Genomic DNA, 24,849 nt, shown 5'->3' on the forward strand with positions numbered 1-24,849 from the left:
TCATTATTCCGTAAGCTCCCATTTAAAGAAGCGGGAGCTTACACCCCTCCCCCAAGCAGCACTAAACAACATAGAAAGCCTGTCGACCACCGCTACCATTATCCCAACTGAAACGGATAGACAGGTCCGATTTTAAGCAGTTGTGTCAGCTCATCCAGCGCGGTGAGCACTTCAGTGGCAAGCTGGGGGTCGGAAAGATCATCTGCCGTAAGGCGGTCACGGTAATGGCGGTTGACCCACGCAGTCAGATCATCGTATAGCGCATCATTCATTAACACGCGGCCGGTCAACGCTGCCTGTTCAGCGTTTGATAAGGCAACGCGTAAACGCAGGCAGGCAGGTCCACCACCATTGCGCATGCTCTGTTTAACATCTTTAACGACCACTTCCGCAATCGGGTTATGGCCCGCCAGAATGAAGTCCTGGATCGTGCGCCAGACGGCTTCACGCTCTTGGCACTCGCTGGGCACGACCAGCGTCATGGTGCCATCCGGGTTGGAAAGTAGCTGGGAGTTAAACAGGTACGACGCTACCGCATCCTCCATACTCACTGCGTCTAACGGCACCCGCACCGGGATCAATGGCGTGGACATTTTGGCGCGCAGCTCATCCAACGTGCGCGCTTCATCCAAAAAGGCCATTTCATGATAAAGCAACACGGGGCCATTACCCACGGCAATGACATCGTTGTGGAAGACACCCGCGTCGATGGCATCTGGATGCTGCTGGGCAAATACCGTTTGCGCATCTGTTAGCCCATGCTGGCGGGCCACCGCCTGGCTGGCTTCCAGGGTTTGACGAGCGGGGAAGCGTTGCGGCTCACGCTCACCGCCAAATGCTTGGCGACCATACACAAATAGGTGAATGCCTGGCTCGCCGTGTTCACCGCATAGCCGGGTGTGATTGGCCGCGCCCTCATCAGAAAAAGCAGGCGTTGCTGGCAGTACAGGGTGATGAGCGAAGTGCTGCTCATCATGGAAAATAGCCTGTAGTACACGGCCAGTGGTTTGCGGCTCTAGGTAGCGATGAAAGCTCGATTGCAGGTTCGCCGGGGTGAAGTGCACCCGACGATCTGGCGCATCAACGCTGGGGGTAACAGTGCCTGCGTTGGCCGTCCACATACTGGAAGCCGAGCAGACGGCGCGCAATAACTGAGGAGCCTCTTTTGCAGCGCGGGTGAGCACGTCGCTATTGCTACCGCTGAAGCCTAAATCCCGCAGCGCCCCCACATCGGGTCGTTGTTGGGGTGGTAATACGCCCTGGGCGTAGCCCGCATCCATCAGTGACTTCATTTTCAGAAGCCCCTGCAGTGCGCCCTCTTTGGGGTTGGATACCAATCCACCATGACTCATCGACGCCACGTTGCCGTGTGCCAGCCCAGAGTAGTTGTGGGTAGGCCCTACCAGACCATCAAAATTGACTTCTCTGACGTTGTTATTAACCACGTTGTTATTAATATTCACCACGTCACTCATAGGTTGACTCCTGGCGGCAGCGTGTCCGGCATTTCCAGGGTGTCGGCTTCCATAGATGCCACTGGGTAAGCGCAGTAGTCCGCCGCGTAGTAAGCGCTGGGCCGGTGGTTGCCGCTGTCACCTACGCCGCCAAAGGGGGCGTCGCCAGAGGCACCTGTGGTTTGGCGGTTCCAGTTCACGATGCCCGCACGAATGCGCAGCAGGAAATCATCCCAGTCAGCTTTATCGCCACCGATGAGTCCTGCAGATAAGCCATAGCGTGTATCATTGGCAAGGGCTAATGCTTCATCCCAATCGCTGTAACGATGGATTTTCAGCAGCGGGCCGAAATGCTCCTCGTCCGGCACGTCCAGCCCCGTCACATCAATCAACGCCGGGCTTAACAGGCTGGTGTTCTCTTTCAGGCGCTGCATCCGGTTAATCACCGTACCGCCCATGGCTTCCAGCTCATCTTGCGCTTTCAGCAGGCCGTCGGCAGCTACCACGCTGACCAAGCCGCCATAAAATGGCGCCACGGGCTCTTCTTCAAATTGCCCAGCCACGTGCAACTTGCTGATCGCATCAGAAAGCGCGTCGATCAGGCGATCGCCAACCTCACCCTGCGGTACCATTAAGCGACGGGCACAGGTGCAGCGCTGGCCACCAGATAAAAACGCCGACTGCAGAATAGTCAGTACAGCTGCACGCTCGTCGTCGACGTCTTTGACCACCAGCGGGTTATTGCCTCCCAACTCCAAAGCGAGAATTTTATCCAGCTGTCCAGCGAACTGCTGCTGTAGCATGCCACCGACTTTAGCGCTGCCGGTAAATAGTAGGCCGTCGATACCGGGGTGCGCTGCCAAGGCTTGGCCGACAGCAACACCGCCCTGCACTAGATTAATCACCCCAGCAGGCAGTCCCGCTTCCACCCAGCATTGCAGGGTTAAGTCAGCGGTCAGCGGGGTTTGGTCGCTGGGTTTAAACACTACGGTATTGCCTGCGAGCAACGCGGGCACCATATGGCCATTGGGTAGGTGGCCAGGGAAGTTGTAGGGGCCAAACACCACCATGACACCATGAGGGCGATGGCGCAGTACGGCTTTCGCACTGCCCACGTCTTTTTCTCGCTCACCTGTACGTTCATGGTAGGCCTTGATAGATAGCGCCACCTTGCCGACCATCGCGCCGGCTTCAGTGCGTGCTTCCCAAAGCGGCTTGCCGGTCTCAGAGGCAATTGCTATTGCTAGGTCTTCACGGCGAGCCGTCAGTACCTCAACAAAACGCTCAACAAGTGCTTGGCGCTGCGCAAACGAAGTGCGCGCCCATTCAGGAAAAGCGGCACGCGCGGCATCGATAGCGGCGCTAACTTGTGCGTTTGAGGCCGAAGCTCCTTGCCAAAGCAGTGTTCCAGAAACAGGATCATGCTTTGTAAAGGTGTCGGCATCGCCCGTTACCCAGGCGCCGTTAATCAGTTGCTGCTGTTGGGCGTGCATCGTTATCTCCTTCCCGTATGCGTGCTGGTGGTGCGAGCTTGTTATGTGTATTTGTTTTGAAAGACTGTTAATAAAGATCAGTGTTTAAATAGCTGTGCTTGAAAAGCTAGGTTTCCAACAAGCGAATGTGGTCACCTGCTGTAACACCCAGGCGGTCGGCTTCTTGCTGGCTAAGCACAATGGTGTTTTCCTGGGTGGGGCCGCGTCCTATCCAACTAGCGCTGAAGTTAAGCATCTCAGTAGTGGCTGCCAGCCAGAGGCTCTCGCTTTCGTCAGGCGCGTTTTGAGAAACTTCTACTTGGCAAAGCTGCGAATTACGAATCGCTCGCACGTCGTCAATGTAGGCCTCCACTGTGGGTCCACCATCGAAAATATCGATATAGCCTTCCCAACGCAGACCTTCTTTCTTGAGCATTTCAAGAGCTGGTCGTGTATGGCGGTGCACTTGACCAATGCAGGCACGTGCCTCTTCCGACATAAACGTGGTGTAGATCGGGAACTTCGGCATCAACTCACCGATAAAGCTTTTCTGGCCTAGCCCGGTTAACCGATCGGCCTCATTAAAGTCCATGGGAAAAAAGTGTTTACCCAAGCTTTCCCAAAAGGGGCTGGTGTTATGTTCATCAAACACGCCGCGCATCTCTGCCAGCACTTTTTGCGGAAAACGGTCACGAAACTGCGCAATAAACAGCCAGCGGGCTTTGGAAAGAAGCGCGCCATTACGTAGGTGTTTACTCGCTTCGCCGCGATATTCAGGGCGTAAGAACAGCGAGCACACTTCGGCATCGCCGGTATGATCAGAGCTTAAAAACAGCGTATCGATCGTGCGGTGCAAATCTAACTGCACCGAGGAGTGCGCTAACGTACCCAGCCGGTAGTTGTAAAATGGCACTTCACGACCCACTTGGCCTTCAATGGCGCAGCAGCCTGCCAACTCACCACTCTGCTCATCTTCCAGTACAAAGAAGTAGAGTCGATCGTTAATCGGCGTGCGCTCTTCAAAGGCACGGGCAGCGGCTTCAATTTTTCCAGCCAAAAACTCACGGTTATCCGGCAGTGAGGTAAAACCAACGCCTGCCTGTTGCGCAAGCGCCTGGAGCCCATCTAAATCGTCACGGGCAATGGGTCGAATGCGCATTACATTTCTCCTTCATCAAGCGCATCTACCGCGCTTGGCAGGGTTAATGGCGCGGCCAGCACCGCGCGCCCCTCTTCAACACCTAAGCGTTTAGCGTGCTGTGGTGAAAGCATCAATTGCCCAGTAGGTGAAAGCGCATAACGCGCCACGATACAGCGGAAATCACCTAGCGTTTGATTGGCAATCATCGCGGGTTCTGCATCGGGCAGTGCGTGTTCAGGGCGTACCCTAACCGGATGCCAGGCAGCACGCCGGAAGGTTTCCAAGCGCTCGCGTTCGGCTTTTACAATCGGCCCTGCGTCAAAAATATCGACATGGCGAGAGCGTACAAAGCCTTCTGCCAACATTTCGGCTAACGCGTCCTCATGGGCGGGATGCTCGCGACCAATGGCAGCGCGCGCCTGCGGTGTTAGCAGCGGTAGATAAAGCGGAAATTGCGGCATCACTTCAGCAATAAAGCTTTTCGAGCGGACGCCAGCAATGTGATTCATCTCTTGAAAGCTGCGGGCAAAAAAGTGACGGCCAACGCTTTCCCAAAAAGGCGATTCGTTTTTGCTATCCAAGTAGCCCGGAAACGCTACCGCCAGAATGCGTGAAAAACGCTCGGGATATTGAGCAATGAACATCAGCCGCGCACGGCGTAACAGACTTTCTGCACTGGTGCCTTTATAGCGCGGGTTGAGCGATAACGCGCAGAGCAGCGTGGCGTCAGAGGCTTCGTGAGAAAGCGCTAAGGTTTGCACTTCCCTACGTACGTTCAACTGCTGAGAAGCATGAATCAGCGTTTCCTGACGATAAGTGTAATAGGCTTCTGCTGCACCGGCTTGGGCACGGATGGTCGCCGTGCCTAGCACTTCCTCGCGTTCATCATCCGCCAGCACAAACATATAATGTTCGTTGCCGGGAAACTCAATTTCACTATTAAAAGCTTCCTGGGAGCGCACAATGCGCTCCTCTAGCCGATCACGGTTGGCGGGCAGATTGGTGAGCCGTGGCACTGCGTGCTCTGCCAACTGCTCCAGGGCTGGAAGATCAGCCATTGTTACCGGTCGAATTACCAGCATCCTTAACGCCCCCTCTTGTGTGGCTTCTTGCCTACTCATGCGCTGGCAACTAGCCGCTCAATCGCACGCTCTAGGCGCGCCATGCCCTCAGCAATATCGTCTTCTGGAATAACTAAAGATGGCGCCATGCGTAGCACGTTAGGACCAGCAATCAATGCCATCACGCCCTCTTCGATAGCCAACGGCAGAATGTCTTTAGCACGGCCTTCAAAAGCATCCGACATTTGTGCGCCCATCAGCATCCCCATGCCGCGGATTTCTTTAAACACGCCATGTTTGCGGTTAATAGTTTCTAAATGCTCACGGAACAGGTCGTGACGATGCTTAACGCCGCTAAGTACTTCAGGGGTATCAATGAATTCCACGGCCGCTAGCGCAACCGCCGATGCCAACGCATTGCCCCCATAGGTAGAACCATGGGTACCAATCGCTAAAGATTTCGCAATCGCATCCGTGGTTAAGGTGGCACCAATCGGGAAACCACCACCCAGTGACTTGGCACTGGTGAGAATATCCGGGGTGATACCGAAATTTTTGTAGGCGTAAAGCTCGCCGCTGCGGCCAACGCCGGTTTGTACTTCATCAAAAATTAGCAGCGCGTTGTGCTCATCACACAGATCACGTAGCCCCTGAAGAAACTCTTGGGTCGCGGGAACAATGCCACCTTCGCCCTGCATCGGCTCAACCATAATGGCGCAGGTATCGTCGCCCACTAGCTTGCGTACGCTTTCCAGGTCATTGAAGTTGGCGTGCAGAATGCCACCAGGCACTGGGCCAAAGCCTTGAGAGTACTTGGGTTGGCCACCCACACTCACAGTAAAGAAAGTGCGGCCATGGAAAGACTGATAAAACGAGATAATTTTATCTTTATGCTCGCCATGGTGGTCTACCGCCCAACGGCGGGCTAGCTTTAGCGCGGCTTCGTTAGCTTCGCCACCGGAAGAGCATAGGAACACCTTATCGGCGAACGTGCGCTCAGTAAGCGTTTTGGCAAGTGCCAGCGCCGGCTCATTGGTAAATACATTCGACAAATGCCAAAGCTTTTCGCCCTGCTCTTTAAGCGCATTTACCAGCACCGGGTGGCAATGGCCTAGTGAGTTGACCGCAATACCACCGGCGAAATCGATGTATTCACGTCCCTGTTGATCCCACAAGCGGCTGCCTTCACCACGTACCGGGATAATTTGCTGTGGTGCGTAGTTAGGCGTCATGTAGTGATCGAAATCCTGACGGCTTGGGGTGTAGTTCATGGGACAATACCTCCGGTGAAATAAAGGATAGAGTTAGTATACGGGGGGCGACAGACGCCGTGCTTTCAGTATTGGGACGGTAAATTATGAAAAGCTGCGCTTATCCAAGCCGCTCTTCACGTGGCGTAATGCCAAAATGATTGCGATAGGCGGTAGAAAAATGCGCGCCAGAGGAGAATCCAGTCATTAGCGCGATATCACCGACCGGCCGGTCGCTCTCTCTTAATTGTTTACGCGCATCCTGCAGGCGCAAATCCAGGTAATAACGGCTGGGCACTGCTTGCAAATACTTCTTAAATAAGCGCTCTAATTGACGCCGAGAGATACCCAAATGCTCGGCCAGCTCTAGCGTAGAAAGCGGCTCTTCAATATTGGCCTCCATCAATGTAACGGCATCTACTAGGCTTTGCGGCGCATGACCAAGGCGATTACGTAGTGGTACATGTTGGCGCTCATCGGCTAAGCGGATGCGATCACAGACGAACTGCTCAGAAACCTGCTCGGCAAGGCGCTGGCCGTGATGCTTGCCAATCAGCGTTAGCATCATATCCATTGCAGCAGTGCCACCGGCACAGGTTATCCGGTCACGGTCAATTTCAAATAGCTGCTGAGAAAGCGTGACCTGGGGGTACGCCTGCGCAAACGCATCGAAACGTTGCCAGGGCAATGTAGCGCGGTAACCTTCCAACAACCCACAGCGGGCAAGCACTTCCGTGCCACCCGCAAGGCCGCCGATAGCAACACCTCTGCCCTGATGGCTGCGCAACCATTCATTTAGCTTGGCAGGCAATGCATAGGGTAGCGGTGTAGGAGCACATACCAACAGCATATCAAGCGGCCCAAGCGGCGCGCCTAAGACATGTTGAGCGAGTAAGGAAAGCTGCGCGCCGCTGCGTACAGGTTCATCGGTTAAGCTTAACGTAACGGTTTGGTAAAGCATCTGCCCGCTTAGCTGATTGGCCATATGCAGCGGTTCGATAGCGCTCGCATGGGCCAGCAGCGAAAAACCAGGCAGCAGCACAAAGGCCACCCGCCTGCGTTCACCAGCGGATGACATCAACGTACTTGAGGACATAACACGTTGCTTTGCTGCATAGAAATCGCCGCCAACTCAGATAAATAGCCAAGAAAAAAGCCATCTTACCCAATTGCGCAAGTGAAGGCAGCGCTATGGCTCTTAAAACAAAAATAGCGGGCATAAATACAAAATTGCCGAGCGTAATGCTCGGCAATAGGGGGATACTACAAAAGGCGATACTATGTCGTCTTCGTTAACCGCCGCTGTTGCCAAGCCCCAGCATGACAATGCCTGCAACGATAATCCCCATCACGATAATAATTAAAGGGAGCATTTTATGCAGTCCGTTAGGAGACTTTTTTGCTTCCGGCTGCCGTTGTGGCTGTGACGTTTCAAAGTCCTCGGGCAGACGTTCGTTCATGACGTGCTCTTTCTCTTCTTCCCGGGTTTTGCTTTCCTTGGTATCCATACAACACCTCTCGCTTTCCGGTTAGATGATCAAAACGCGGCGATTAACCCTCTTCGACACGCTTCGCGCTATAGTGTAACGACATCAAAGTGAACATCAGGGTTCACATCTGCGTCGTAATCTACATCATCACGCTCGAAGCCAAACAGCTTCAAGAATTCATGCTTATAACCAGCATAGTCGGTAATTTCGAACAGGTTCTCTGTAGTGACGGCAGGCCATAGGTCTTGGCAGGCTTTTTGTACATCGTCACGTAGTTCCCAATCATCAAGACGTAGGCGACCTTTATCATCGGTGGCCATCGCATCACCTTGACCAGTGTAGAGGTAATCACCAAACAAGCGGTTTAGTTGATCAATCGTACCTTCGTGTAGGCCCTGTTCTTTCATGATGCGATAGACCATGGCGATATACAGCGGCATCACAGGAATCGCGGCACTCGCCTGAGTAACCACCGACTTAAGCACGGCGACGTTGGCACCACCACCCGACTCTTTCAGTTTGGCATCAATCGCTGCGGCGGCGCGATCAAGGTCTTCCTTGGCTTTACCCAACGCACCGTGCCAGTAAATCGGCCAGGTGATTTCAGTGCCGATATAGCTAAACGCCACACTACGTGCACCTTTGGCTAGCACACCCGCGTCGTCTAGGGCGCTCATCCACAGCTCCCAGTCTTCGCCGCCCATCACGGTGATGGTGTCGTCGATCTCTTGCTGAGTAGCAGGCTCGACTTCTGCTTCGATGATGGCGTCTTTATTGGTGTCGATCGCGGTTGCGCGATAGGTTTCACCAATTGGCTTCAGGCTCGAGCGCTTCACTTCACCCGTATCTGGCAGCTTACGCACTGGCGAAGCCAGGGAGTACACCACCAGATCAACTTCCCCCATGTCCTGCTTGATCAATTCAATGGCTTTTTCACGTGCTTCGTTAGAAAACGCATCGCCGTTGATTGATTTGCTATACAGACCTTCTTGCTTGGCGAACTTGTCGAACGCGGCGCTGTTGTACCAGCCAGCAGTACCGGTCTTTTTCTCACTGCTAGGCTTTTCAAAGAAGACACCTAGGGTATCAGCGCCATAACCAAAGGCAGCCGTAATACGAGCTGCTAAGCCGTAGCCGCTGGAAGCACCAATCACCAGCACCTTTTTTGGACCTTGGCTTTTATCTAAACCACGCGCGCGGGTCGCTTCAATCTGTTCTAAAACGTTTTGCTCGCAGCCTTTAGGATGAGTGGTGGTGCAGATAAAGCCACGCACTTTTGGTTTAATGATCACGTTGGACCCCTTTATCAGATTGATGTCGCTATCAGCATGGCAATGCCATTACCGTGTGGGGTGTATTCTAGCGGTCTAGACGCGCCCTGTCCGCTCTTGAGCTTCTCCGCCATTCACGGCAGGATAGCGACCTGACCACTCCTTTGCCGACGAGACCCTGATGAACGCACAGCAGCTAGTCGATGAACGCGGCGATTTATGGCTTGCTCTCGCCCCGCTGTGGTTGGACCGCGAGCCGAGCGAGCGTGATTACGCCCATATGATTGAGATGATTGAACAGCATGACATGTCGCTGAAGGAATTAGAGTGGATGTTCCGCTTGGAGCTTGCTCCCGTGATGATGAGACACCAGCTATCAATTGCCAGTGAATGGCGAAAGTTCGATGACTATCAACTGATGAAGCAGCTGGTAAGCCACAACCTGCGCCTAAAAGGCTGGCGGCGCAAAAGTTGGGCGCTTTTTTCAGGATTAACCACAATGATGGTGCGTCATCGCTGGGTAGAATTAATGCAGCGACTGATGGTTACCCGCGGCGAGATATAACAGTGCGCGTCGTTTTTTTACCCGTTACTCTTTATCAAGAGCGGCTTCCAACGCCAGCCGAAGTGATGCCCCATGGTCGTTAGGGGCAAATCTTGCGATCACCCTGCCATCGCGCCCCACCAGAAACTTTGTGAAATTCCACTTGATCGCCTTAGTACCTAATACGCCCGGTGCCTCCTGTTTAAGCACAACAAACAGCGGATGGGCGTTTGGACCGTTCACTGATACTTTTTCCATTAGTGGAAAGCTGACTCCAAACTGTTGCTCGCCAAAAAGACAGAAAGCCTCTGCACTCTCTGGCGACTGCTTACCAAACTGGTTACAGGGGAAGCCAAGCACCGTAAACCCACGATCTCGATAGCGCTGATATAAACCCTCTAGCTCTTTTAGCTGCGGGGTAAAGCCACACTTACTAGCCACATTAACCACCAACAATACTTGCCCGCGCAGCGCCCGCAAGTTGAACGGCTTGCCTTGATGGGTGTAACAATCCTGCTCATAAATCATCGCAAGGCCCCCCTAAATGACTCCACCAGCATAGGCTTTACCATGCCACGGCGATGGCGGTTACACCAGTACGGTTTATCAACTAATCGGGCCTGCAACAACCCGCAGCGCCAGCGCAATAAGCAGCACACCAGTGATTCGATTGATCCAGTGGGCATGACGCTGAAGCCAAGGCAGTACGCGAGAGTGGGAAAGCCCCACCGCCACCAAAACGTACCACCCCCCGTCAATAATAATTGCAGTTGCGACGATGATAGCCTTGGCCAGTAGACTCATGTCAGGCGTTACAAACTGACTTAATAGCGCCACAAAAAAGATGATCAACTTGGGATTACCTAGCGCCACTAGCACTGCTTCTTTAGCCGCTTGGCGTGGTGTCGTCACTGCTGCCTCGGGTGACAGCGCTCCACCTCTGCCTGCCCGTAGTGCCTTTATTCCAAGCCAGGCCAAATAGGCTGCGCCGCACCATGTCACTAGCTGAAATAACGCTGGGTGGCGCACAATAAGTGCACCCAAGCCCCATACGGTGAGCAACGCATAAAACCCGACACCCAGCGCATGAAAAACTGCAGCCGTCATACCGGGCAAGCGGCCCCCGCCTAACGTATGGCGCAACACTAGCGCTAGACTAGGTCCTGGGGACATCGCTCCCATGGCACAAATAGCAGCCAGCGATAGCCAGAGTGACAGCGGCATTTTTCTCTCCTTGAAATCAGCAAGATAGGCTGACTAATTATACGCCAGCTAAGCGGGTTCTAAGCGAATAAATCCGCCTCCTTAAATAACGCTGTTAGCATGGTACGCTGTTGGGTAAAATTTTCCCCTTTTTGAAAACGATGACGCCTGCCCTGCAGGCGGTTCATGGCTAATGAAGGACTTCAATATGGGTAGGGCGTTTCAAAACCGTAAGGAATCCATGGCCAAAACGGCCGCTGCGAAAACCAAGGTTTACAGCAAATACGGGCGTGAAATTTACGTTTGTGCCAAAGCAGGCGGCACAGATCCAAACGGTAACCTTGCGCTGCGCGGTTTAATGGAGCGGGCTAAAAAAGACCAAGTACCCTCTCACGTTATCGATAAAGCCTTAGATAAGGCCAGTGGCGCAGGTGGCGAAGACTTTTCTCCAGCGCGCTATGAAGGCTTTGGGCCAGGCAACGTGATGGTGATTGTCGACTGTTTGACCGACAACCCCAATCGCACCTTTGGTGATGTGCGCGGCTGCTTTACCAAAACCAAAAGCAAAATTGGCACCCCCGGCAGCGTCAGCCACATGTTTGATCACTGCGCAATTTTTTCGTTTGCAGGCAGCGATGAAGAAGCCGTGCTTGAAGCACTCATGGAAGCCGATGTCGACGTTACCGATATCGAGCAGGAAGACGGTCGTATCACGGTGTTTGCGCCGCACACCGATTACGCTAAAGCCAAACAAGCGCTGCTAGATGCTTTTGGTGAGGTTGATTTCGAGGTTGACGAGATCCAGTTCTTACCACAGACCCCAACGCCCATCGAAGGCGATGACGTGGCGATGTTTGAGAAACTGCTGGGTATGCTTGAAGAGCTCGACGATGTGCAAAATGTTTTCCATAGCGCCGAACTACCGGAACAAACTGCTTAAATCATTGCACACTTAAAGAGTCACAAGGGACAAAAATCCATCCTTCGGCCGCTGGCATGTCTGCTGGCGGCCAGGCAACTGTCTCTTTAGCGTGCTCCAAGCTCCAGGCAAGGAGTGCACAGTGCCAAGCATCCTGGATATCCTGCTGCTTTGGCGTTGGCTGGTGCAACATGGAAGCAAACTCAGACGGCATTGTTACCTGATGACGTAGTGCAGCAAATGCCGCTGAGCGCTTGGCGGGCGTTGGGTAGCCTTCTACTACACTTAACGCACCCTCAGCACTTTGCCACTGCCCGCAAGCGGCAATATGCGGCGCAAAGCGCGCCAGCAGATGCATACCTTTAGTGGCCTGGCTGCCAATCATATCTTTGATGGGTGACAGCGGCGTGACACCTCGCTGAAACAGCCAGCGTTCAGTTTCGCGATATAGATACGGATTATCTTGAGAGCGGCCTAGCGCCTCAACAGCGTCACCTTTTGCCAGTGCCAACAGCGCCGTTGGTAGCGCAAGCGGCGTGTCTATTGCCATCACCACTCGTTCATTGCCACTTGCTGCGTATTGACACAGCCCCACTAGGCTATTTATCAAGTCACGGCTAGTTAGCGATTCGTTGAGCGCGGCTCGCAGATTGCCTCTCCACGGTGTCCCCACTAAGCGGAGTGTTTCATCTAACACCACCAACGCATCGCGGCTGGTGGGATTATTATCGCAATTCCAGCCGCCCACATCCCAGCCAATATAAAGCGACTCAGATACACTCATTAGCTGGCGGCACCCCGTGTATCCAAGGCCGCATCAGGCGGCAACAACGCTGGGGTAACGCCCGCCGCGCTTAGCACCTGTTTACCGCGCACGGTTAAATCGGTGATAAACAAAAACTGTTGCCGAGGATCCACCGGGTAGGCACGAATACGGTAATGGGTTCCCCAAGGTTTCTCCTCTGCTACGACAATAATCGGCTTATCAAATTTCAGGTAAGCACTGGTTAACGCGACGTCTCGTAGCGCCTTGCGCACCCAGCCAGCTTCATGCTCCGGCTGAAGATAAAAGCTTGCCACGCACTGAAGACTGGTGCCGCCATTGTTGGCGTTATAAATGGCTGAATCCCAAAGTTTAAGATGAGGCACCGCAACCAGATCATCGTCAGGCGTAAGGATTTCTACGGTGCGCATTCCAACATGCTTTACTTCGCCGTAAGTTCCCTCGATATTGACCCAATCCCCAGGCCGATAGGGCAATTCAACGGCAGATACTACTCCTGCAATTAGGCTGCTGACATAGTCTTTCAGGGCAAAGCCAATCGCCAGGCCAATGGCCCCCAGTAGCGTTACCATATTGCGCAAGGAAGGCTCAATGACAATAGGTACAGCAATCGCCAGCGCGGTAATTAAAATCAGCAGGCGGGTTAGCGGCACTAGCGCAAATACTCGGAATCGAAGCTGTCCATGAAGCCGATTAGCCAACCAGTTGAGCCCCCGCTGACTAGCAATGATCAGTATCACTGTGCTGACTAGAATGACGCCTAATGTGATCAACATTTGACTATCAAATTCATTAAACAGTTTGGCGTACTGCTCTTGATCGTCCATGTCAGCTCCTAAAGCGGGTCCACTAGGTAGTTACGCGATTCCAGCAGTTGCCTTACGCTGGCGTAGCTTAAGGGAGCCACTTGCCAACGTCCTTGATGACAACTAAGAATTTCTTGGCGAGCCAGCGCCAATCGAGCGCCCAGCGCTTCATGATGTGAAAATGGCAGAACATGGCCTAACGCCTGATCCTCTAGCCCTCCATGAATTAACAAAGCATGTAGTAACAATGTTGCCACATCTCCTGTATCAGTAGGCAACTCTGCTTCTGCTAACGCGTCTAACAACCAAAGCTCTTCTTGAGACTGCTCTTCTTGAAACTGCTCGTCAGAGCGCTCGGTATTGCAGCTTTCAACCGGCTTTCGCAAGCGCTCCCGCCAGTAGTGCCAGGCTATACCCAAATGCCCCCGACAGTGGGCCGCCAGACGTTGCAACTCTTTATAGGAGCGCTCACGCTCATCGTCATCTTCACTCGTGTTGGCAAGAATAGGCCGCCCCGTACGGGAGCTATATACCGTTGGGAAGACACCACCATCATTCGCCAACTGAGTAAAATAGTGTGCCAGCTGCTCACCTTCTAGCGCCTGCAAGGTAACCACGGGGACGCCCTCCAAACCCACCGCATGCTGCAGGTAAGCATACGTCCAGCTATCACAACCTATTACGCCTTGCCCTAGGCGGCCACTTAAGGCCCGCTCTAACAGTTCGCGCACACCTTGTAAGCCAAGACTATGACGTAAAAAATGCCTCTCTAGGGTAGGAATTGCCCAACGACGCTGATGACCACAACGCTCCACCCACTCAAGACACCCGTCAACAAGCTCTGCAAAGGTTGGCGTGGACAGGCAACTGACATCCTGCTGCTGCGCCCAATGGCTAACGACTGCACCGTGGCCACCATAAGGGGGAGAAATAAACAGTACGACCGGTGCATCAGCATATTCACCCATGGCTTGGCTAAGGGCATTAGCTGCTGGCACCCAATCAATAGCAGGTACCCAATGTGAAAGCGCGACTTCAGGCAACTTACGCAGCTCGCTCTCTTCCTTTGCCTGGCGTTCCGAGGCCTCTTTACCAATTATCCACGTGGTTGCTGCTCGCCAGCTACGCCGCCACTGGCTGGCTTGGGTCTGCTCTGGTGTTTGAAACGACTCAAGTGCCACGACTTGCCATGGCGATAAAGCAGACTTCGATAAGCGCTGCGTCATATGCCGCCTCGAACATAAATAAGTAGATTAAGATTAGCATGCCTCATAGTGAGGTTGAGGAAATAGTGTTATTGAGGGGTTAGCCGAACTTATCGGCTAATATAAAGTCGTTAGTCAGTAACTACCCCATATGAGAGCAAAGCGCAGGAGGCGATAATGAGCGTAGTTAACGTCACAATGGCAGAACTGCATGAGAAGCTTTCAAAATGCATTGCAGGCGAACGGGTGCTTATTGACCACGAGGGAAATCGATTTAGCGCCCGTATTCAGCACGTTGGCTTAATGGGACTAAAAGTCATCCCGGAAACTCAGATTAAGAACAGCACAGGCGACCCTGGCGATATCGATGGTGTGACAGTGCCTTACGACGACATTTGGGAACTTGAAGTCAAAGGCGTGGTGTATAGCCGTCAAAACGACGACGTTTGAAAAGACGTTTTGCTAAATTAACCTGCCAACGCGGAGGCAACACGTTCCAGCACCAGCGTCTCGCGATGAATAGATAATCCCATGCTGGCAGGCTGACGTGCGATAACACTACGGTTGTGTTTGAGCGCTTCTTCCAGCGGTACCCATTTCGCTGACATACCGTTCGCTTATTCGTTATCTCCCAGGCTTGCCTGACCTAACGTGCTATGAATAAGATGGGCAATATGCTGCATGTATGTCACCGGCAAATAAAAGCGGCCATTCTACGTAAATGGCCGCTTTAATTCACTTGCCTAGAAGCAACGTCATGCGCTCTCCCAGTGAGACTAGAAGGTTAGGCAGATTTTGCCGAAGTGTTTGCCTGACTCCTGATGACGAAACGCATCGGCAATCTCATGTAGCGCAAACTCTCGGTCGATAATCGGCTTGAGACCGAGAGTATCAATGGCGCGGATCATATCAATTTGGTCACGGCGACTACCTACAATCAAGCCTTTCAGCGTGGCCTGCTTAGCCATCAGCTTAATGGTTGGTATATCCCCCTGACGGCCGGTAAGTATGCCAATTAAAGCAATGTGGCCGCCAATTTTGACCGCATCAATGGATTGCGGCAACGTGCCGGGGCCGCCGACTTCCACAATATGATCAACCCCTTCGCCAGCGGTCAATTCACTAACGGCTTTACCCCACTCTGGCGTCGTTTTGTAATTAATCACATGATCAGCGCCCAACGTCTTGAGGCGTTCCAGCTTCTCATCGGAAGATGACGTCGCAATTACCTGAGCGCCCATCATCTTGGCAAACTGCAGCGCAAAAATGGAAACGCCGCCAGTACCCAATACCAGTACGGTATCACCTGCTTTAATGCCACCATCTACCACCAGCGCGCGCCAAGCGGTTAAACCAGCGGTGGTTAGCGTTGCCGCTTCCGCATGGCTGTAACCTTTCGGCTGATGGGTGAACGAATTAGCAGATGCCACCACCTGCTCGCGGGCATAGCCGTCAATGCCATCCCCTGGGGTGGTACGGAAATCAGCGATTCGCGCAGGCCCTTCGAGCCAACCTGGGAAAAACGTCGATACCACCGCATCACCCACAGCGAACTCGCTAACACCTTCGCCAACCGCTTCAACCACGCCAGCACCATCTGACATGGGAATACGGCCATCCTCAGTAGGAATCATGCCCGCCACCACGGCGTAGTCGTGGAAGTTAAGCGAGCTGGCGTGTAGACGTACTTTAATTTCACCGGGGCCTGGCTCGCCCGGCGCCGCTAGGTCAACCACGTCCAGTTTATCTAAACCGCCGGGCTGTTGAAGCTGAATGGCTTGCATCGCTACCTCCTGTTGAAAGTGCTTAGCTAGAATCGCTCAATAAGCGACTGGTCTATTAAGAGCTGGGGGCAGTGTGGTCAGTATCAAGGCCAAGATCAAGGTCGTGACCCAAAAAGCCCCCTGACTGACGCTGCCATAAGCTGGCATAAATGCCGTTATGGGCTAACAGTTCTTGGTGCGTACCACTCTCTACCATGCGCCCTTCATCTACTACAATTAACCGGTCAAGCATCGCAATGGTAGAGAGTCGATGAGCAATGGCAATCACCGTTTTGCCTTCCATCAGCGAATCGAGTTGCTCTTGAATCGCGGCTTCCACTTCGGAATCCAACGCTGAGGTAGCCTCGTCCAACACCAGAATGGGGGCGTTTTTAAGCAGTACGCGGGCAATAGCAATACGCTGGCGCTGACCACCGGATAGTTTCACACCACGCTCGCCGACATGGGCGTCTAATCCGCGCCGCCCTTTAGGGTCGACCAACTCGTTGATAAAGGTATCTGCATGGGCGCGGCACACTGCTTGCCACACATCATCATCGCTGGCATGAGGACTACCGTAGCGAATATTATCTCTCAGCGAACGATGCAGTAGCGAGGTATCCTGGGTCACCATGCCAATCTGATGGCGCAATGAGGTTTGGGTAACCTCAGCAATATCCTGCCCATCAATCAAGATGCGCCCGCCCTGTAAGTCATAAAAGCGCAGCAACAGGTTTGCCAGCGTCGATTTTCCCGCGCCAGAACGGCCAATCAGGCCAATTTTCTCGCCAGGTTTAATCGTCAAACTCAGCCCGTCAAACACGTTTTTACTTTCACCTTCAGCTTGGGCGTACTGAAAGCGCAGCGCATCAAACACAATTTCGCCCTTGGGCACCGCAAGCGCGTTAGCATTTGGTGCATCTTTGATCGTGGGCTCCTGGGCGATGGTATTCATACCATCTTGCACGGTACCGATGTTTTCAAACAGTCCGGCCACTTCCCATAAAATCCAATCTGACATAAAGCGGATACGCATTACCAGAGCAATCGCAATGGCCAACACACCCAGGGAAATGGCGTCCAAATACCAGGCGCTGATCGCCATGCCTGCCGTTCCCACCAGCAGCAGCGTGTTGAGCAGCGTTAGGCAAACACTCATGATGGTGACTAGCCGCATTTGCCGATGCACAGTCCCCATGAAACCTTGCATCGCATCCTTGGCGTAGCTCTGCTCACGCTCGGTATCAGCAAACAGCTTAATCGTTTGGATATTGCTGTAACTATCAACCACGCGCCCTGTCATCTGGGCACGGGCATCGGCCTGAGCCATTGAAACGTCGCGCAGGCGCGGCACAAAAAAGCGCATAATGCTTAAATAACCGACCAACCAAAGTCCTAGCGGCAGCAGTAGCCACGGGTCAGCACGGCCTAGTAAAATTGCCGCCCCGGTAAAGTACACGATGGCGTAAACCATTAGATCCATCACTTTGGTGACGGTCTCACGAATGGCCAACGCTGTTTGCATGACTTTTTGCGACACCCGCCCTGCAAACTCATCCTGATAAAACGCTAGGCTTTGGCTAAGCATATGGCGGTGAGAAAGCCAGCGGCCGATCATCGGGTAGTTACCGAAGATACTTTGGTGAGTCACCAGTGACTGCGCCAGCACCAGTAGCGGCAGGCCGATAATTACCAACACGCCCACACCTGCCAGCCAAAGCCCATGATCCGACCAGAAATTAGCGCGTTCTACGTTACCCAGCCAGTCGACCAAGTCGCCCATATAACTAAAAAACACCACTTCCGCCGCAGAGACCAGGGCAGTCGCTAGCGACATCAGTAACAGCCACGGCCAAACGGGGCGCGAAAAATGCCAAATAAACGGCAGCAGACCTTTCGGAGGCGTGGCAACCTCGCCTTCGGGATAGGGGTTCACCCGCGTTTCAAAGTAACGGAATAGCGGCGCTAGTAAACGTGACAGCATGGAAGGTCCTTTCGTTACCTTGGTGGACAGACGTAGTTAAGAAGATTGATGACGCAATAGCCAACGAGCCCAAAAAGGGGCCACAATCATCAGTGTGACCATACGCAGTAGGTGGTGAAAGGCTACAAACACTGGGTCGATATTAAGCGCGACAGCAAGAATAGCCATTTCACCGATGCCGCCGGGAGCTAGCGCTAATAGAGCAACGTCACGGCGCACGCCCAGCAGCTGGTGGATCAGTTCAGCAAACAGCGCTAATACCACCAGAGCAAGCAGCGTCGCCACCCCCGACTGCCATAAATAGCGCCCGAGCAAGCGCCGTGTTATGCCCTGAAAACGCGAGCCAATCGCGCTGCCTAGCACCCACAACATGAGGTTCATTCCCCAACTAGGCAACGTAAGGCTTGCAAGCCCAAACCCAGACAACAAGGCCGCCATAATAAGCGGCGCAAGTAGCGCCGCACTTGGAATGCGCAGCCACTGGCCCATGGGTAATAAGAAAGGAATAGTGAGCAGCATCCAACCGTGCTCAAGGGTGGCCTGTGCCGGCCCAATGTCACCTGCACCGCCTTCAAATGCCCAAAACAGAGGAGGAAGAAACAGAATGACGAGGATAATACGAAGCGACTGGGCAATGGCGATACGTTGCGGGTCACCGCCACATTTATCACCGAGCATGATCATTGCCGTCATTGCCCCTGGCGATGAACCAAACCAAGCACTGACCGGGTCGAAGCCACAGCGACGATACCACGCCGCGGCAACAGCGGTAGAGGCCACAACACCAGCCAGCAAGAGTGCCGCAGAGATTGGCCAGTCCAACACACGATGGGCAAGTTGAGGCGTCACCTGGCTGCCCAGCACTAATCCCATAACCGCTAAAAACACATTGCGCAGCGGTTCAGGTACGCTCACGTTGATGCCTTTCGCTGACATCAGCAGGTTGGCAATCAATGGGCCTAACATCCAGGCAAGCGGTAAGCCGGTGAGCTGAAAAATAACGCCACCTACTGCACCTACGGCAAGCGACGTTACCAGCCCCTTTGCACTGTCTGCGCTGACAAGGATGCCCTTCACGCTTCCCTCCACCCTAATCTCTAACGTTAAAACGCAATTGTTAACCTGCTAAGCGTAAACGTTAGCTTACCACCATAAAGGGCATTTAGGGCGTTAGTCGCAAGGTGCTGCTAGCCTCAATCTTCGTCTTCATCACCGCGCATTCGCGCCTGTCGATCGGCCTCTTCTTCAATAGCATCGTCAATCACTTCTAATAGCTCATCGACATTGGCAATGTGGCTATCAAGCTCGAAGTGGCCGGTCAGTTTGCTGTCGGGGTGCAGCTTGCCTGATTCATATAAAGCCCACATTTCTTTACCATAGTGGGTGGTGAGAAGCTCCGGCGCGAAACGACCAAAGTAGGCGCGCATATTATCAACATCGCGCTCTAACATTGCTTCTGCACTATTATTGCCCGCTGCATCCACTGCCTGGGGCAAGTCGATAATCACTGGCCCTTCAGCATCTACCAACACATTGAATTCTGATAAATCACCATGAATCAGACCTGCACACAGCATCCGCACCACGTCTTGAATCACTTTGGCGTGATAGCGAAGCGCTTGCTCATGAGTGAGGGTCACTTCATCCAGGCGCGGCGCCACGTTCCCCTCGGCATCGCTAATCATTTCCATGAGCAGTACGCCATCAACAAACCCATGTGGCTCAGGCACACGTACATCGGCGGCGGCAAGACGATATAGCGCATCGACTTCCGCATTCAACCACGCCTGCTCCTGCTCTTTTTGGCCGTAGCGGGTCTTTTTAGCCATGGCGCGAGAACGACGACTATTGCGCTCCTTACGCCCTTCTTGATACTGCACGGCCTGTTTAAAGCTACGCTGTTTAGCTTCTTTAAAGACCTTGGCACAACGTACTTCTTCACCGCAGCGCACGACATACACCTGCGCCTCTTTACCACTCATTAACTGCACCAGCACCTCATCGATCATTCCATCATCGACCAGGGGCTGTAATCGCTTAGGGATTTTCATGGTTAGCTGCGTCGGCTCCTCTTTACTATCTGTGCACAATCATTAATCGATCAATAGCGAATACGGCGGACGCGGAATGCGCGCCCTTTAAGTTTGTCACGCTCAAGCTTGGCTTGGGCTTTTTGAACAGCGCCATGCTCCACTGCCACATAGGCACTGCGGGCTAGCACTTTAATTTTGCCTACCTGGTCGCCACGTAAGCCGCCCTCGCTGGTCAGTGCTCCCAAAATATCACCCGGGCGCAGCTTGTCTTTCTTACCGCCTGCCAACTGTAGCGTTGCCATAGGCGGCTCAAATGGCACTGAATTTTGGGGCTTCGGCAAAGGCTCGGTGGTAATCGGTTGTTCTAGCAAGCCTTCCAACCGCTCCAGCCGATAATGCTCTTTAGGCGTGACCAGCGTACAGGCAATGCCGCTAGCCCCTGCGCGCCCGGTTCGCCCTACCCGATGCACGTGAACATCAAGCTCACGGGCAATCTGATAATTAAACACCGCATCTAATTGAGCAATATCTAAACCACGTGCAGCAACATCCGTTGCTACTAGAATAGACGCACTTTGGTTAGCAAACAGAATTAGCCGTCGATCACGATCTTTCTGCTCTAAGTCGCCGTTGAGCGCCACGGCACTAAAGCCAGCATCTACCAGTTGCTCAGCCACCGCCTGAGTTTCGCGCTTAGTGTTGCAGAACACCACGCTGGTCGCTGGCCGATAAACCAGTAGCAGCTGTTGAAGGGCCGCAAAACGCGCCTCTTCATTGGCAACGTCATAGAAGTGTTGATCGATGGTAGTGGCATCATGAACCTCGGCCACTTTGACCATCACTGGCTCACGCATAATGCCGCGGGTCATAGCCGTCAGGCCACCTGACGCCTGGTCATCGGGGAACGTCGCGCTAAACAGCAGCGTTTGGCGGTCGGCGGGCGTCTCATCAATGATCGCATCAATGGTGTCTTGAAAGCCCATATCGAGCATACGATCGGCTTCATCAAGTACCAAGGTGGTAAGCGACCCTAGTGTCAACGAGCCTTTGCGCAAATGCTCATCGATTCGCCCAGGCGTCCCTACGACAATATGCGCGCCGTGTTCTAAGGAGCCAAGCTGCGGCCCAAACGGCGCACCGCCACATAGAGTGAGCACTTTAACGTTAGGCAACCCACGCGCCAATCGCCGTAACTCTTCGGCTACCTGGTCAGCAAGCTCTCGGGTGGGGCACAGCACAAGGCCCTGAACAGCAAACGCCTCTATGCGCAGTTCTGCCAGCAGTGCCAAACCAAAGGCAGCAGTTTTCCCCGATCCCGTTTTGGCCTGGGCCAACACATCTCGGCCCGCCAACATCGGTGGCAGGCTTTGCGCCTGCACTGGTGTCATGGCGTGATAGCCAAGGGAGTCTAAGTTGGTTAAAAGCGCAGGAGAGAGCGCAAGCGATGCAAAAGAAGTGTCAGACACAAAATCATCCTGAAGGGGCTATATTGCCCAGCAAACCTATAATGTGAAGCACCATACCAGAAAGCGCCAACCCATGCCTTGCTGCAAGGATAGCCAAACGTTAAACCATGGGTGATTGCTAGACTTTTAGCCAACAGGCCAGCGAGTAGGACAGCGTAATTAAGATAGAGTAGTGGAGACACAGCACTTAAGACACAGCACTTAAGACACAGCACTTAAGACAACGCAGTTGCTAACGCTGCAAAACGCCCCTGACATAATGTTGCTAAGTCGCTTGGGGAAAGCTCTATCTCCAACCCACGCCGCCCCGCGCTTACATAAAGTGTCGAAAACGCCTGCGCCGAGCTATCAATAAAAGTAGGCAGACGCTTTTTCTGGCCGAGAGGGCTAACACCGCCAAGCACATACCCCGTGGTCCGCTCCACGTCACCTGGCGCTGCCATTGCCGCTTTTTTCGCCCCTGCCGCTTTAGCAATTTGCTTTAACCCCAGTTGGCTGGTGACCGGCACAATACCAACGGCCAACTGCTTACCATCCAAGGTAACTACCAAAGTTTTAAATACTTGCTGAGCGGCAACACCCAGTTTTTCAGCTGCCTCCAGCCCGTAGGACTGCGCAGCAGCATCGTGTTGATACTCATGGAGCTGAAACGCAATGCCTGCGTGTTTTGCACTATTGATCGCCGGTGTCATGAAGTTCTCTTAAGTTAGCATTATCAGCCTGCCTGAAAAGTAGACTTCTCCCTGCTACGCTAAATAGCGTGATTGATTTAAGGATGTCAACTGACAGGAGTCTTGATATGAAAGCAACTTCCAAAGCACAGCAGAAAGCCGCTGGGGCTGCGCTTTCTGCCAAGCGTGGTGAAACACAGCCCAGTGAACTTTATGATTCCTCCAAAGAGATGTATGACTCAATGAGTGAAGAGGAACTCGAAGAAATGGCCAGCACTCAGCGCAAGGGAAAACCGCAAAAGAAAGAAGATGATTGAAAAAGCTGTGTTCCACAACGGCAACAGCAAAGGCAGAAGTGATCGCTGTGCCGTTGTGGGAGAAGTTTATGTGATTAAGTTACTAACGTAATGCTGGTCACAGCACGCAGATTCCGCAACTTGCAATGCTGCTCAACACTTTCAACAATCTCTTCAGCATCATTGATCTGCTGCTTATCTAGCTGAATATCAACCATTAAGAAGCTACCCACTTGAGCTAGACGTACATCGTCATTGGCAATATCAAAATCTGCCACTTCTTGCACCATCTCCTGGCGAACGCTACCTAAAGGCTCGCCAAACATCAATTCGCGCAGCGCGCCACGCACCATACGAATGGGCATCGGCAGGAAGTAGCCCGCGATTATTAGTACCATCACCGGATCGGCAAAGCGCGCAAGGTGAGACCACGGGGTAAGCGTCAACCCCCATGTGAGCGCAAAGCCCAACATAACGGCGGCACTTAACCAAGTATCCATTTGCCACTGACGCAGTTCGGCAGCTAGCAGTGATGAGCGCGCAATTCGAGCATAACGGTTCAACCACCACCACGTAAGTAAACATCCTGCTACGTTTACCACGCCAAACATTAACGCAAGATCCAACGTTACCAGCCGCCCACCTTGCGCAAGGCTCCATACAGCCGAGACCATCGAAAACAGGCACACCAGTGCTATCACTACGCCTTTAAGCAGCACAGCCAACGGCTCTACAGTAAGCCGCCCAAAGGGGTAGTGATCATCTGCCGGTTTGCGCGCCTGCTGCAATGCAAACAAGGACAGCGACGCCAGCACTAAACTTAATAGCGAATAACCACTATCGAATAAAATAGTAATTGATCCACTGGCAAGCCCGAGAGCAAGGCCAGTAAAGGCAAACAGGCTGGCGGAGACAGCAGAAAATCTGAGCGCTCGGCGCTCGGCGACAAAGGGGGTCACGCGAAATACTCCAGTAAAGTGTCTTAAACCCAACGCATAATAGTGAGTACACTAACGTTTCACCAATCGCTCAGCGCCAACTTTTTTGGCTCTCCATGGAGTAACCTATGCGCGCAGAACAAGTGCAGGCGTTTATTGACGTTACTGAACATGGTTCCTTTGCCGCCGCCGCGCGGCACACCGGAATGAAACGCAGCACCCTAAGCGCCACAGTGAATGCCTTGGAAGACAGTCTTGGAGTCGTGCTGTTCGAGCGTTCAGGCAATAGCCTGCAGCTAACAGCCGTAGGTGAAAGCGTTTTGCCGGACTGCTACCGCCTACTGACCAGTGCCAGCCGAATCAAAAAACACTGCCAACAACACCTGCAGGGGGTCGAAAACCAGCTCTGCATTGCCCGGGATGATGCGCTGCCTGAAGCATTTTGGCGACAAGTCATGCACGACTTAAAACAGCGCTATCCACTTACAGCCATCTCGGTATATTTATTGCCCCCCCAAGAACACCCACAGTTCGTCCTTCGACAAACCGTTGATATAGCTTTTGGGTTGTATACCGCTGAAGGTGCCGACGTAAATGCCAGTAACCTTGCACCGGTCAGCATGTGCTTAGTAGCAGCAACATCGCACCCGTTAAGCCGGCTTCCCAGCGTTACTCGCGATGATCTCGCCCAATATACCCAAGTCTGTTTAACCTATGAGCAGGGCGATAAGTTGGTCAGTGAAGCACTTTTTTCGACAAATTACTTGGGCCTGACCATGTTCGAGGTCATCCGCGATGCAGCGATTAATGGCACTGGCTGGGCGTTGCTACCTTACCCACTAGTCAAGGAAGCCATAGAAAGCCATCAGCTTTGCGCTCTTAACCATGACCTTGCCCTGGACAGTCATTACTACCGCTATGTGGAAGGCGAAAGCCTAGGGGTAGTCGCCACCGCGCTGCTAACGAAGGTGTCACGCTTTTTAGGGAACACTCGTTGAGGCCCGCCAAAACGTTGAAATAGAGCATTGGAAAAAATCGCTTGTAGCTTCCAATCTATAAAAAACCATACAAGGAGATCAAAAGGACACGCTAGAGAAC

General features: G+C 53.1%; 26 protein-coding genes. 5 read left to right on the plus strand and 21 right to left on the minus strand.

The annotated features are described in order from the left end of the window. Positions 1-98: 98 nt before the first annotated feature. The 8 genes from astB to fabV form a co-directional block, all read right to left on the minus strand. Complete coding sequence (astB, locus tag K1Y77_RS12390; RefSeq protein WP_051690182.1) at positions 99-1,475, minus strand: N-succinylarginine dihydrolase; 1,377 nt, start codon at positions 1,473-1,475, stop codon at positions 99-101. Next, positions 1,472-2,947, minus strand: coding sequence for a succinylglutamate-semialdehyde dehydrogenase (gene astD / locus K1Y77_RS12395; RefSeq protein ID WP_264428788.1), 1,476 nt, complete (start codon positions 2,945-2,947; stop codon positions 1,472-1,474). The genes astB and astD overlap by 4 nt, the downstream gene beginning before the upstream one ends. 106 nt (positions 2,948-3,053) lie before the next feature. Further along, positions 3,054-4,085: an arginine N-succinyltransferase gene (gene astA, locus K1Y77_RS12400; RefSeq protein ID WP_264428789.1), complete on the minus strand. Its 1,032-nt coding sequence runs from the start codon at positions 4,083-4,085 to the stop codon at positions 3,054-3,056. Continuing rightward, positions 4,085-5,149 carry an arginine N-succinyltransferase gene (locus K1Y77_RS12405; RefSeq protein WP_264428790.1) on the minus strand — a complete coding sequence of 355 codons (1,065 nt, stop codon included), beginning with the start codon at positions 5,147-5,149 and terminating at the stop codon, positions 4,085-4,087. Before K1Y77_RS12405 ends, astA begins: the two co-directional genes overlap by 1 nt. A 35-nt stretch (positions 5,150-5,184) precedes the next feature. Then, complete coding sequence (locus K1Y77_RS12410; RefSeq protein WP_264428791.1) at positions 5,185-6,399, minus strand: aspartate aminotransferase family protein; 1,215 nt, start codon at positions 6,397-6,399, stop codon at positions 5,185-5,187. Positions 6,400-6,499: 100 nt separating this feature from the next. Further along, positions 6,500-7,474: a GlxA family transcriptional regulator gene (locus tag K1Y77_RS12415; RefSeq protein ID WP_030073562.1), complete on the minus strand. Its 975-nt coding sequence runs from the start codon at positions 7,472-7,474 to the stop codon at positions 6,500-6,502. Positions 7,475-7,670: 196 nt separating this feature from the next. Next, on the minus strand, positions 7,671-7,886 hold the full coding sequence (locus tag K1Y77_RS12420) for a hypothetical protein (protein ID WP_030073564.1): 216 nt from the start codon (positions 7,884-7,886) through the stop codon (positions 7,671-7,673). A gap of 68 nt (positions 7,887-7,954) precedes the next feature. Further along, positions 7,955-9,160, minus strand: coding sequence for an enoyl-ACP reductase FabV (fabV, locus tag K1Y77_RS12425; RefSeq protein ID WP_030073566.1), 1,206 nt, complete (start codon positions 9,158-9,160; stop codon positions 7,955-7,957). A 160-nt stretch (positions 9,161-9,320) separates the two neighbouring features. Here fabV and K1Y77_RS12430 point away from each other — a divergent pair, with 160 nt between their 5' ends. Continuing rightward, positions 9,321-9,704 carry a DUF7079 family protein gene (locus K1Y77_RS12430; RefSeq protein ID WP_030073568.1) on the plus strand — a complete coding sequence of 128 codons (384 nt, stop codon included), beginning with the start codon at positions 9,321-9,323 and terminating at the stop codon, positions 9,702-9,704. A 24-nt stretch (positions 9,705-9,728) separates the two neighbouring features. On the opposite strand, the gene K1Y77_RS12435 is transcribed toward K1Y77_RS12430, so the two are convergent. Next, complete coding sequence (locus K1Y77_RS12435) at positions 9,729-10,211, minus strand: glutathione peroxidase (RefSeq protein ID WP_030073569.1); 483 nt, start codon at positions 10,209-10,211, stop codon at positions 9,729-9,731. 78 nt (positions 10,212-10,289) lie between these two features. Continuing rightward, on the minus strand, positions 10,290-10,907 hold the full coding sequence (locus K1Y77_RS12440) for a LysE family translocator (protein WP_030073570.1): 618 nt from the start codon (positions 10,905-10,907) through the stop codon (positions 10,290-10,292). A gap of 187 nt (positions 10,908-11,094) precedes the next feature. On the opposite strand from K1Y77_RS12440, the gene K1Y77_RS12445 reads away from it, so the two are divergent. Beyond that, positions 11,095-11,826, plus strand: coding sequence for a YebC/PmpR family DNA-binding transcriptional regulator (locus tag K1Y77_RS12445; protein ID WP_030073572.1), 732 nt, complete (start codon positions 11,095-11,097; stop codon positions 11,824-11,826). A 1-nt stretch (position 11,827) separates the two neighbouring features. On the opposite strand, the gene K1Y77_RS12450 is transcribed toward K1Y77_RS12445, so the two are convergent. Genes K1Y77_RS12450 through K1Y77_RS12460 form a run of 3 tightly spaced genes read right to left on the minus strand, consistent with a single transcriptional unit; the run spans position 11,828 to position 14,621 of the window. Continuing rightward, positions 11,828-12,589 carry a C15 family peptidase gene (locus tag K1Y77_RS12450; RefSeq protein WP_264428794.1) on the minus strand — a complete coding sequence of 254 codons (762 nt, stop codon included), beginning with the start codon at positions 12,587-12,589 and terminating at the stop codon, positions 11,828-11,830. Next, the gene (locus tag K1Y77_RS12455; protein WP_264428796.1) at positions 12,589-13,416 is read right to left on the minus strand and encodes a mechanosensitive ion channel family protein; all 828 of its coding nucleotides are present in this window, start codon (positions 13,414-13,416) and stop codon (positions 12,589-12,591) included. Before K1Y77_RS12455 ends, K1Y77_RS12450 begins: the two co-directional genes overlap by 1 nt. 8 nt (positions 13,417-13,424) lie before the next feature. Then, complete coding sequence (locus K1Y77_RS12460) at positions 13,425-14,621, minus strand: hypothetical protein (protein ID WP_264428798.1); 1,197 nt, start codon at positions 14,619-14,621, stop codon at positions 13,425-13,427. Between the two features lie 156 nt (positions 14,622-14,777). Here K1Y77_RS12460 and K1Y77_RS12465 point away from each other — a divergent pair, with 156 nt between their 5' ends. After that, positions 14,778-15,050, plus strand: a complete 273-nt coding sequence (locus K1Y77_RS12465) for a hypothetical protein (RefSeq protein WP_264017768.1) — start codon at positions 14,778-14,780, stop codon at positions 15,048-15,050. Positions 15,051-15,067: 17 nt separating this feature from the next. Here the strand turns inward: K1Y77_RS12465 and K1Y77_RS12470 are convergent, their stop codons facing one another. The 7 genes from K1Y77_RS12470 to ybaK form a co-directional block, all read right to left on the minus strand. Beyond that, positions 15,068-15,208: a hypothetical protein gene (locus K1Y77_RS12470; RefSeq protein WP_264428800.1), complete on the minus strand. Its 141-nt coding sequence runs from the start codon at positions 15,206-15,208 to the stop codon at positions 15,068-15,070. Positions 15,209-15,376: 168 nt separating this feature from the next. Then, positions 15,377-16,384: a zinc-dependent alcohol dehydrogenase family protein gene (locus K1Y77_RS12475; RefSeq protein ID WP_264428803.1), complete on the minus strand. Its 1,008-nt coding sequence runs from the start codon at positions 16,382-16,384 to the stop codon at positions 15,377-15,379. Between the two features lie 55 nt (positions 16,385-16,439). Next, complete coding sequence (locus K1Y77_RS12480) at positions 16,440-18,347, minus strand: ABC transporter ATP-binding protein (RefSeq protein WP_264017767.1); 1,908 nt, start codon at positions 18,345-18,347, stop codon at positions 16,440-16,442. Between the two features lie 36 nt (positions 18,348-18,383). Further along, entirely contained in the window at positions 18,384-19,424 is a 1,041-nt protein-coding gene (locus K1Y77_RS12485; protein WP_264017766.1) for an AbrB family transcriptional regulator, read from the minus strand. A gap of 116 nt (positions 19,425-19,540) precedes the next feature. Then, entirely contained in the window at positions 19,541-20,398 is an 858-nt protein-coding gene (locus tag K1Y77_RS12490) for a PA4780 family RIO1-like protein kinase (RefSeq protein WP_030073590.1), read from the minus strand. Positions 20,399-20,448: 50 nt separating this feature from the next. After that, on the minus strand, positions 20,449-21,846 hold the full coding sequence (gene dbpA / locus K1Y77_RS12495; protein ID WP_030073593.1) for an ATP-dependent RNA helicase DbpA: 1,398 nt from the start codon (positions 21,844-21,846) through the stop codon (positions 20,449-20,451). A gap of 215 nt (positions 21,847-22,061) precedes the next feature. After that, positions 22,062-22,538 carry a Cys-tRNA(Pro) deacylase gene (gene ybaK / locus K1Y77_RS12500; RefSeq protein WP_030073595.1) on the minus strand — a complete coding sequence of 159 codons (477 nt, stop codon included), beginning with the start codon at positions 22,536-22,538 and terminating at the stop codon, positions 22,062-22,064. Between the two features lie 107 nt (positions 22,539-22,645). Between ybaK and K1Y77_RS12505 the strand changes: the two genes are divergently transcribed. After that, positions 22,646-22,834, plus strand: a complete 189-nt coding sequence (locus tag K1Y77_RS12505; RefSeq protein WP_030073597.1) for a DUF3008 family protein — start codon at positions 22,646-22,648, stop codon at positions 22,832-22,834. A 74-nt stretch (positions 22,835-22,908) separates the two neighbouring features. Here the strand turns inward: K1Y77_RS12505 and K1Y77_RS12510 are convergent, their stop codons facing one another. Further along, positions 22,909-23,772 carry a cation diffusion facilitator family transporter gene (locus tag K1Y77_RS12510; RefSeq protein WP_030073598.1) on the minus strand — a complete coding sequence of 288 codons (864 nt, stop codon included), beginning with the start codon at positions 23,770-23,772 and terminating at the stop codon, positions 22,909-22,911. Positions 23,773-23,879: 107 nt separating this feature from the next. On the opposite strand from K1Y77_RS12510, the gene K1Y77_RS12515 reads away from it, so the two are divergent. Continuing rightward, a complete protein-coding gene (locus K1Y77_RS12515; RefSeq protein WP_264017762.1) occupies positions 23,880-24,749 on the plus strand; it encodes a LysR family transcriptional regulator in 870 nt (289 codons plus the stop codon). The last annotated feature ends 100 nt before the right edge of the window (positions 24,750-24,849 follow it).

It is taken from the genome of Halomonas qaidamensis, from assembly GCF_025917315.1.
Taxonomy (GTDB): domain Bacteria; phylum Pseudomonadota; class Gammaproteobacteria; order Pseudomonadales; family Halomonadaceae; genus Vreelandella; species Vreelandella qaidamensis.